Source organism: Bariatricus sp. HCP28S3_A4 (assembly GCF_052066395.1).
Lineage (GTDB): Bacteria > Bacillota > Clostridia > Lachnospirales > Lachnospiraceae > Allocoprococcus.
Genome location: NZ_JBQHSE010000052.1, coordinates 1 through 8899, shown reverse-complemented (window position 1 = coordinate 8899; position 8899 = coordinate 1). Strand labels below are relative to the sequence as shown.

Annotated in this window: 11 protein-coding genes; all 11 read right to left on the bottom strand. The window is 32.5% G+C overall.

Annotated elements, in window-relative coordinates; all coding sequences use genetic code 11:
- Positions 1 to 108: 108 nt before the first annotated feature.
- The gene (locus ACTNBF_RS15750) at positions 109 to 300 is read right to left on the bottom strand and encodes a hypothetical protein (protein ID WP_015530109.1); all 192 of its coding nucleotides are present in this window, start codon (positions 298 to 300) and stop codon (positions 109 to 111) included.
- Positions 301 to 760: 460 nt separating this feature from the next.
- The gene (locus ACTNBF_RS15745; RefSeq protein ID WP_441089642.1) at positions 761 to 958 is read right to left on the bottom strand and encodes a hypothetical protein; all 198 of its coding nucleotides are present in this window, start codon (positions 956 to 958) and stop codon (positions 761 to 763) included.
- A 30-nt stretch (positions 959 to 988) separates the two neighbouring features.
- Positions 989 to 1873 (bottom strand): hypothetical protein, encoded by an 885-nt coding sequence (locus ACTNBF_RS15740; RefSeq protein ID WP_441089641.1) that lies wholly within the window; start codon positions 1871 to 1873, stop codon positions 989 to 991.
- A 32-nt stretch (positions 1874 to 1905) separates the two neighbouring features.
- Complete coding sequence (locus ACTNBF_RS15735) at positions 1906 to 2949, bottom strand: hypothetical protein (RefSeq protein WP_441089640.1); 1044 nt, start codon at positions 2947 to 2949, stop codon at positions 1906 to 1908.
- Positions 2918 to 4081: a radical SAM protein gene (locus tag ACTNBF_RS15730; RefSeq protein WP_275242536.1), complete on the bottom strand. Its 1164-nt coding sequence runs from the start codon at positions 4079 to 4081 to the stop codon at positions 2918 to 2920. The genes ACTNBF_RS15735 and ACTNBF_RS15730 overlap by 32 nt, the downstream gene beginning before the upstream one ends.
- A gap of 91 nt (positions 4082 to 4172) precedes the next feature.
- Positions 4173 to 4334, bottom strand: coding sequence for a hypothetical protein (locus ACTNBF_RS15725; RefSeq protein ID WP_181970107.1), 162 nt, complete (start codon positions 4332 to 4334; stop codon positions 4173 to 4175).
- A gap of 187 nt (positions 4335 to 4521) precedes the next feature.
- Positions 4522 to 5913: a radical SAM/SPASM domain-containing protein gene (locus tag ACTNBF_RS15720; protein WP_275242533.1), complete on the bottom strand. Its 1392-nt coding sequence runs from the start codon at positions 5911 to 5913 to the stop codon at positions 4522 to 4524.
- Positions 5914 to 5925: 12 nt separating this feature from the next.
- Positions 5926 to 6552, bottom strand: a complete 627-nt coding sequence (locus ACTNBF_RS15715) for a tetratricopeptide repeat protein (RefSeq protein ID WP_441089639.1) — start codon at positions 6550 to 6552, stop codon at positions 5926 to 5928.
- A gap of 208 nt (positions 6553 to 6760) precedes the next feature.
- On the bottom strand, positions 6761 to 7366 hold the full coding sequence (locus tag ACTNBF_RS15710) for a recombinase family protein (protein WP_441089638.1): 606 nt from the start codon (positions 7364 to 7366) through the stop codon (positions 6761 to 6763).
- Between the two features lie 59 nt (positions 7367 to 7425).
- Complete coding sequence (locus ACTNBF_RS15705; protein WP_441089637.1) at positions 7426 to 7803, bottom strand: TnpV protein; 378 nt, start codon at positions 7801 to 7803, stop codon at positions 7426 to 7428.
- 10 nt (positions 7804 to 7813) lie between these two features.
- Complete coding sequence (locus ACTNBF_RS15700; RefSeq protein ID WP_441089636.1) at positions 7814 to 8794, bottom strand: hypothetical protein; 981 nt, start codon at positions 8792 to 8794, stop codon at positions 7814 to 7816.
- Positions 8795 to 8899 lie beyond the last annotated feature (105 nt).

Below are 8899 nucleotides of genomic sequence, written 5' to 3'. Positions count from 1 at the left end.
AGATTTTTTACTAACCGTGCAAAGTCAGTAATCTTATTTTACACTGAGGTATTTTTTTCTCAACCTTCTTTCTTGGAATTCCTTATATTTGAATTATACAAGAAGCTCCTATTCTTTTTCTAGTAAGCCATAAAATCTTTCTTCAAAATATTTTCTGCTCACTCTTCCGGTAACTGTTAAATAACCTTTCTCTTTAAGCTCTGCATTCAATTCCTGAATTAGACTGTAGGCCTTTGATTTGGAAATACCAACTATCTCTTTAATTTCCTCTGCTGAAATAAATACATCTGTTTTATACATAACTTATCCTCCTCACTCTGTATTTGTTCTTTCAAAATACATATGGGATAAAATATTGTGTATTACTAAAGCAGTTATGAAATTTTTTGTTTTTTGGAAAAATAGACATATTTTCGGAATAAAAATATCCTTTTTGGATATAAGAAATTACTCAAAGATTTGTTTCATAAGATCTTTTGGCTACAAAAAGTGTATCAAAAGTGTATCACGAAAATAAAAAAAGTGCCCGAAACCCTTAATCTATAGGGTTTCGAGCAAAAAATGTGCTACTCAAACTCGACAAGTCCAAAGATATTCTTAAATATATTTGTTTAAGTTTTGTATCTTTTTTGCCGTTATTTTATTTCTGTTGCATATATTATTTTGGCTCGCTGATTTTCTGTTGCCAATTTGTTGCCACGACTGTATTATAACAAATCAGCGTCAAAAAGCAAACCTCTTTTTATAAAGCATCAATTGTTTAGTTTCTCCACCCTCCTGAATGATCTATATATTGCTCCCCAGGTCTTCTCCACGCTCCACTTTCATCAATATAATCGTCATCGGGTGCTCTCCATGCACCAGATGCATCTATGTAAAAGTCATCAGCTTTTCTCCAACAGCCCGAATAATCTACATAATCATCATCTGGCATTCTCCATGCACCAGATGCATCCATATATTGCTCTCTTTTCCACCTTGGCATTTTCTATTCCTTTCTCGAAATAAAATACATATTGATTGATTTTTTTCCCTTATCATCTACACATACTGCAAATCCATATAATTTCAATTCTGGATGCTGTTTTATAAATTCATCTACTGAATTGGCTAATACAAATCCATATTGACTTCCAAAATATTTTCTAACAAGATATGAAATAGATAAATTATACCCATCCATTTTCAAATAAATTTTATATTTACTTTTATAATCCGGGAAATAATCTATTGCCATAAGCCATAAATGCATCTTTCCCACATTAATTGCATCTCCATAATCTTCTTGAATAAAATTCATTAATTTGCTAAATTGAGGTGATTTCAAATTCAAAATATAATCCTTATAATACATATCATTATATACATATATTTTTCTTTCATCATCTAAATAATCTCTCAACAGCCATTCCATATTTATTGCAGTTCCATATTTATTATTCTTAACTCCCAAAATATGAATTGGCAAATACTTTTTTTCTTTTTCTGGTATTAATACAGGTATCTCACCTATATCTTCTCGTAAATCAGGAAATATTTTTTTTATTTTTTCAGAAACTTTCTTCATATTTGAATATGTTTGATTGTCAAGTACAACATAATTTCTTTGTAGCTTAGTCCCCTTTACAGCACATCTGTATTTTACCATTTTTTTATCAAACACAAATTGAATAAGTTCGGGATCATTCTCCTTTTTTTCTATATCCTCTTCCGGCTGATAATATACTTTCAATTCGAATGGAAAATCATTTTGATACTCAGATACATTTATTCCCAAAGAATCGATATTCGAAATATCTTTCTCTATACCATTATCGTTTAATAATTTATTATATATCTGTTCTAACTTAATTACCATATCTGAAGCAATCAAATAATTCAACCTCCATTCCAGACAATAATTCCTCAATATAATACATTTAGTTCCTCTTGTAATTCACTTTGAATGTCTATATCCGAATCTAAACAATAATAGTTAGCAGTAATATGTGGAATCATTTTTTTTACACTCTTTTTAAATCCTTTACTCGCTAATAACGCTACAAAACGGTTAAAATAAACTCCATTTATAATACATGCCATATCATATAAATATTCCTGTTCTTTAGTATTTAAATTTCGGTTATTAAGATACGAGCTAAAAAATATTTTTCTATTTTCAATTCGTTCCTTCAAAGATAATATTAATGCAATGTCAAATGAATATACCGAACTATACCATGTTATCAGCATATCATTTAACAATACTTCATCTCCTGAAAGATTAAAATCTATAATACCATATTGATTATTATAAATAGTTACATTGCTTAGTAATCCCAAATCTCCATGAACTGCATAAATAGGCAAGTCTGTCCACATATTTTTAATTTTATTAATTGACATTTCATGAATAGCTTTGACTTTTTTGTATAAATTGGCTTTAAGTAGAATACTTTTGTTTTCTCCCCATATTCTATCTATACCTACTCTTCCAGAAAATAATGCACAATATGTTGAGCCCTTTTTCAAATGATATTCATGGTTTATTGATATTTTATGCATATCTGCCAGTAATCTTCCAAGAGTTTTTATGTTTCCAAATGATACTGTTTTAAGATTCTCTCCAAAATAATCTTCTATTGTAACCTTAAACTCTACCTCCCCAAAACAAAAACATCCTATATATCTATTTTTCACCTTATATTTTTGAGGTACAGGCAGTCCATTACCCCGTAAAAGTTCCGAAAATTCCGAGCGTTTTTCTTCTTCTTCAACACAAATCCATTTATCAGACAATAATTTCATAACGTATCTTACATGAAGAATAGTTTCTATCAAAATAACTATACATATTTTTTCATCTACCTGATAATATTGTAATATTTCAATAGCTACAGCCTTTCCGCTGTTTCCTAATTCATACTTCTCGAGTATATTATTTACATCTTTTATACTGATCACATACATGTCCTACAACACCATTCAAACGGCTTTGATTATCAGAGATTTCTTCCTGTATAACGCTTATTGCCTTAAGAATTAATTTATCATCCTCTGTCAGTTCCGTCTTTTTATTCTTTATCCTTCTAAATTGAATTTTAGCACTCGCAAGAATGCATAATCTATATGAATAACAAAGATTAACATCCACAAGGTGACAGCACCCTGTAGTAACCAAATTAGCACTATAACAATTTGCACATAAAAAAAAGAATTTACAATCATAACAAGGATTTTCTTTTATAAGATCAAATTTAGATGCATCATAATTTTTAAAATTTTCTGCTTGTTCGCCTATAGATACCGGGGCAAATCCTTGACATGGATACACATTTCCATCTATGTCATAGCACGCTGTCATTTCTCCAGCTCCGCAGAATCGCAATTTTTTATTTAGCTTTGAAAATACTAATCTTAAATCATAATCCAACATTGTACAAAGCTTAATATCAGGATTATCTGTATAATAATCAACTAATTTTTCAAGCTCTCTTACAAAAAGTTCTTCATTCTTTGAATAATTCCAATCAACACCTGTTGAAAGAGTTGCATCTGCAAAAAAGCCCAATTTATATAGATTAATTATTCCCTCTGCAAGCGAAGGAAGGGTATATTCTGACATCGTTAATTTTGCTTGACATTCAGGCCATGTAGTAACAAAAAAATCTATATCAATATTTTCATAACTACCTTTTCCAGATAAAAAAGGACGATTCTTATTTTGCATAGTCTCTGTACCATCAAGGCTTAATGATACCATATATCGTTCTTTTCTCTCTTTTAACCACTCCTGAACTTCTCCATGTACAAGAGTCCCATTCGTTGTGGTTTCAAAAAAAGTATTCCGATCTCCATACATTGTCATGACATAATCATCGATTTGCTTTATAAGTTCAAAATTAGTAAATGGTTCTCCACCAAATACCTCTATCAAAACAGTATCTCCTGGTTTAGAAGAACTGTAAAAATTGTCTAAAATACTTCTCGCTGTGTCAAAACTCATTTTTCTTTTACTCTTAAAATGTTCATAACAATATACACAATTTAAATTACATTCTTCCGTTAACAGAAGCATGATTTTTTTTTGATCTTTATCCACGCTTAACCTCCTCTATAAGATACAGCGGGAATTTAACCATAATCTATAGCTAAACTCCCACTGTTTCACATGTACTTGTATGCGTTAGAAATCAATCCCAACCACAAGACTTTTTATGAGCTGTACAGCTACAGGAATATGTGGCAAAACCAGGATCAAAACTATATCCTTCAGTGCCATATTTCTTTTCTGCCTTTTCAATCATCTCAGTCAGTTCGTTTTTTTCTGCACTGTTAAGAAATAACTCAGCCATATATCTCGCCCTCCCTTCAATTATTAATACATTTCCAATAACAATAATCGACCTACTCCATATTAATCATTGGAACATGTATCGCAGCATGTAGTGCAAGAACCAGATGCTACATGCTCAAATACAACTTTGAGCATTTCTTCTGAATATCCTTCTCTGATAACTGTCATATTTTCACCTCCCTTCTTTACATTTTTTTACTCATTTCTTTATAATAAAGATTAACAAGTTCTTTTTGTATTTGGCGAATTCGATGGCATTTTTGCTTATTTCCATACAATATTCTCTGCGATTTACATCCTCCCTGACAAATTGGTAGCAGATTGCATTTTTTACATTCTTCGTCCTCTATAGTAGTATTTCTAAAAATTCGATATATACTATTATCTTCTGATATACCATCAAATACCGTTCCACATGCGAATTCTTTTTTTCCGGATAAACGATGACATTTATATAATGTACCATCCGCATCAATTGATATTCTATTTTTAGTAGTCATTCCACAAGAAAATGCATTAGGCATTAATCCAAATGCACCTATCAATCCCATATCTCCATCATAACGTGGTTTATATAGTGGAAATCCTTCACTAAATTGCGTTTTTACAGCTTGAAGAAATGGATGTTCCATATCCCCATGAAAATCGCTTATTATCTCATTATCACTATCCAAGGTAAGCGGTGCAAAATAAATATATAAAGAAGAATTATCATGTCCTTCAAATTCTTTTTTCAATTGTATATAAATTTCCTTCGCTCTCTCTATTTTACTTGCCGCAAAGTTCAATCTAACATTTGTTGTAACATGATGATCCAATAACATACATACATTATTGATTACACGCTTATAAGCATCTTTCGCATCAATGTCAACATATCTTTTTATTTTTCCATATTTTTCTCCAATTTCATCAATTGTTATCTGAAATGAAAGATCTGAATATTCTTTTTGAAAATACTCAAGCATTTCTTCCGTTAAAAGAGAGCCATTTGTTGTTATGTGTGCTATTAAGTCATAACCAGCTTTTTTCAACTCTTCTGTTATATACTTCATTATTTCAAAGTTCATCAGTGGCTCTCCACCAAACCAATTGATAGCAAATTGTGGTTCTGGATAATTTTTTATGATATATTGAATCGTTGCGTCTGCAACTTTTTTTGTCATTGGATATTGTTTAATTCCATTTTCAAAACAGTAATAACACCTTGCATTACACTCTGTTGTAGTAAGCAGCGTTACATTTTGAACCGGATCACTCATTCCTTTTATACGCAATTCTTCTAATGCCGCCAACTCATCGAAATCATCATCGATGAGAAATCCCATTTTATGAAGTTGTTGTACACAATCCTCTTTAAAGTCTTTTTCTATAAAGATTTTATTATATTTTTCTTTCTCCATTGCAACAAATGCCGTTGTATGAGTATTATATAGCAAATATGTATTTGGATTATCATCCTGCTCTGTGGCAATAATAAATTGTGATATTTTCATGTTATTTTTCAAGGAATTACCCCTGATATTCCCCCTTTGTAATATTATTTTTGTTTCACCGACAACAACACCTTTAATCAAAAATATACTATGCTAAAATGGTTTTTTGAGGTATACTTGATAATTCCGTTTAACATTATCCAAAACTTTTTCTACATATGCTTTTCCACCTGGCATTCCATTGCTAATTAAATGATTAATTCTCTGCAAAGCCGCATTGCTCTCTTCTTCAGCTTGATTACCATGCAGATATGCACAAACCAGCCAAAAAACCATGTCATCCAATGTATATTTAGATTTCTTTGCCAACATTATCATATCTGCCAATTCCACCTGAGATTTTGCATCTCCCTGTTTGGCCGCCATTTCAAAATATTTCATAGCCTTCTGTTCTCTTCCAAAAAGACCAATCTCTCCTATTTTATACATAGAAGCTAATAAATATTGTCCAAATGCAGCCCCTCCATCAGCTGCTATTTGCAAATACTTCGTTCCAGCTTTTTTATCTTTAGATGTACCAATTCCATTTAATAAATCTATTGCTACCATTAAATTAGCCTGTACATGTCCTTTGTCTGCAGCCATTTTATAGTATCGGTGTGCCTCTTGATCATCTTTTTCTGTGTGCAATCCTCTGTTATAGCAATCACCAACCATAACCATTGCATCTACATCTCCTTGTTCAGCTTTTGTCACTAAATTTTTCAATCCCTCGTCCATACTCTGTCTCCTCCTTTAGTATTAATTTTTAAAAGTGTACTTTTTTGCAATTTCTCTTCTTTTTTTACAAGTAAAATATTAAGCATATTATATAACGAAACATACAGATTTTCAATGTTTGAATATGAATTGTCTACAAAAATTACAAGCAATCCACATTGAATTATCCATTCAAAAAAGTACACCTTTTTGTAATCTCTCTTCTTTCTTATTTTTCAATATTCTCGTAAGACTTCGCCTTATACAAAAACGTAGAAATCGGCATATTACAAGCATTTGCAGCAACTACACCTGATATTTTTCCATCTTTCCATTTCTTATATATCTTATGAAAATCTTTTGGCAATGGCTTCGGTGGACGCCCAAAACGGACACCTTTGGCTTTGGCAACAGCAATTCCCTCTGCTTGTCGCTGTTTTATATTACTTCTTTCGTTTTCAGCTACAAAAGACAACACCTGTAAAACAATGTCACTCAGAAAAGTTCCCATAAGATCTTTGCCTCTTCTGGTATCTAACAACGGCATATCCAAAACAACAATGTCAACTTTCTTTTCCTTTGTAAGAATTCTCCATTGTTCTAAAATTTCTTCATAGTTTCTTCCCAATCTATCGATACTTTTTATATAAAGCAAATCATCTGCTCTCAATTTTTTCACCAGTTTCTGATACACCGGTCTATTAAAATCCTTTCCTGATATTTTTTCCACATAAATATTTTTCTCTAAAATTTCTAATTGCTTCATCGCCTCCAATTGTCGATCTTCATTCTGATCTTTTGTGCTTACTCGAACATATCCATATTTGTTTATCATTTTGTACCTCACTTTCTTTTGACGCATTCAATAAAATATCATAGAATGCTCAATCGAATCTATCTATACAAAATGGTCTTATATATAATCTCCTCCACACAAGCCCGGATATTATTCATTCTCCCAACCCATGCCATCTGATCCTGCATCTTCAGTTCTTCTGTCACTCCCTGCTTTTCTTTCATCTGCTCCACCAGTCTGTCCATCATCTGATTACACTCCTCATCAATCAGATGCAAGTGCTCATTTAACTTTCCAGCAAGTACCAACTCCAGATATAATCCTTTCCGATGCTCTTTCAAGTAAGTTTTTCTCAACATTCCATACTTTCCAATCGGATACTCTGTCTCTTCCGGGAGGTACAGGTCTGGATAATACAGACCATCCTCTCCTAAAGTATAACTGATTCCATTTTCTCCCATAATGTGTTTTTCCATGATTGTCCTCCTATCTTGCTCCCCGGTCTTTATTCTGTTTGCGGGTGTGCTGTTTATTTTTCTGTTCATTCTGTATTTCCTGTTTCTTTTCTGCCAGCTTCGCCCTAATACTGTGTGCTACTGGCTCTTTTCCTGTTTCTTTCTTCCATTTTTCTATTGCTGTCCGATACTGGCTATACTCAGTTTGAGAAACTTTAAAATCTTTCAAAAATTCCTGTACGCTTCTGTAACCGATTTTCTGCACAATCCTTGGAAGATAATCTTTCATATCTCTGATCTGGCTTGTCAGTGCATCCATTTCTCCCTGTAAATCTTTTTTCTTTCTTCCCTTAAACCAACCTTTGACTTCTGACAGTTCTTTTTTCTTTGCAGAAAGCTGTTTTTGTTTCTTTTGAATTGCAATATTTTGTTCGTCCAGTTCTTTCTTAACTTTGGAAAATTTCAGATACTTTGATGCAAGCCTTGTCATTTCTGGCTGCTTCGGTTCTGCCTTTTCTTCTTTTTCCGCTACGCTTTCTGATACGATATTTTCTGCAATGCTCTCTGCTTGCTCAGCATCTGGTGTTCCTACCTGTGTTGTGCTTGTCTGTTCTGACACTTCCCTGGATTTCTTAAACAGCACACTTTCTATCAAAAATTCCAGTGCTTCAACCGCCACTGTTACAACTCTGGCAAATAATCCTGGATTGTTTCCATGCCGGGCAATAGATTTCTTGATTGGTTCAGTGATCTCTTTTTGCTTCACTTCCAATATCTGCGGTTCTGATACTCCGTTGATCAATGCCATATCAACAGCTCTGTTCCATTCCTGACGTTTCTGATTATCAGTTTCTATCTCGTGTGCTTTTGGATTGTTCTTTCCAATTTTCTTTGTTGCAAGATACACACCACCACGCTCAAATACCTGCAGCTTCTGTTTCTCGTCCTGCACATAAATATTGATTAAGTCTGTATAAGAATGCTTTACTTCATCCAGAAATAAATTACTCAAACTTCCCACACCAATCAGGTGTACTGTACCTTGAAAATTCAATATTTTAGCCAATAAAAAGGGCATAAATAACGCTCTTTTGATATAATGGAATTGTCCAGAAAC

What these genes read in the sequence shown, in the direction of transcription:
- ACTNBF_RS15750 (WP_015530109.1), bottom strand. Translation starts at nt 300, where the DNA reads ATGTATAAAACAGATGTATTTATTTCAGCAGAGGAAATTAAAGAGATA.
- ACTNBF_RS15745 (WP_441089642.1), bottom strand. Translation starts at nt 958, where the DNA reads ATGGATGCATCTGGTGCATGGAGAATGCCAGATGATGATTATGTAGAT.
- ACTNBF_RS15735 (WP_441089640.1), bottom strand. Translation starts at nt 2,949, where the DNA reads ATGTATGTGATCAGTATAAAAGATGTAAATAATATACTCGAGAAGTAT.
- ACTNBF_RS15725 (WP_181970107.1), bottom strand. Translation starts at nt 4,334, where the DNA reads ATGGCTGAGTTATTTCTTAACAGTGCAGAAAAAAACGAACTGACTGAG.
- ACTNBF_RS15715 (WP_441089639.1), bottom strand. Translation starts at nt 6,552, where the DNA reads ATGGACGAGGGATTGAAAAATTTAGTGACAAAAGCTGAACAAGGAGAT.
- ACTNBF_RS15710 (WP_441089638.1), bottom strand. Translation starts at nt 7,366, where the DNA reads ATGATAAACAAATATGGATATGTTCGAGTAAGCACAAAAGATCAGAAT.
- ACTNBF_RS15705 (WP_441089637.1), bottom strand. Translation starts at nt 7,803, where the DNA reads ATGGAAAAACACATTATGGGAGAAAATGGAATCAGTTATACTTTAGGA.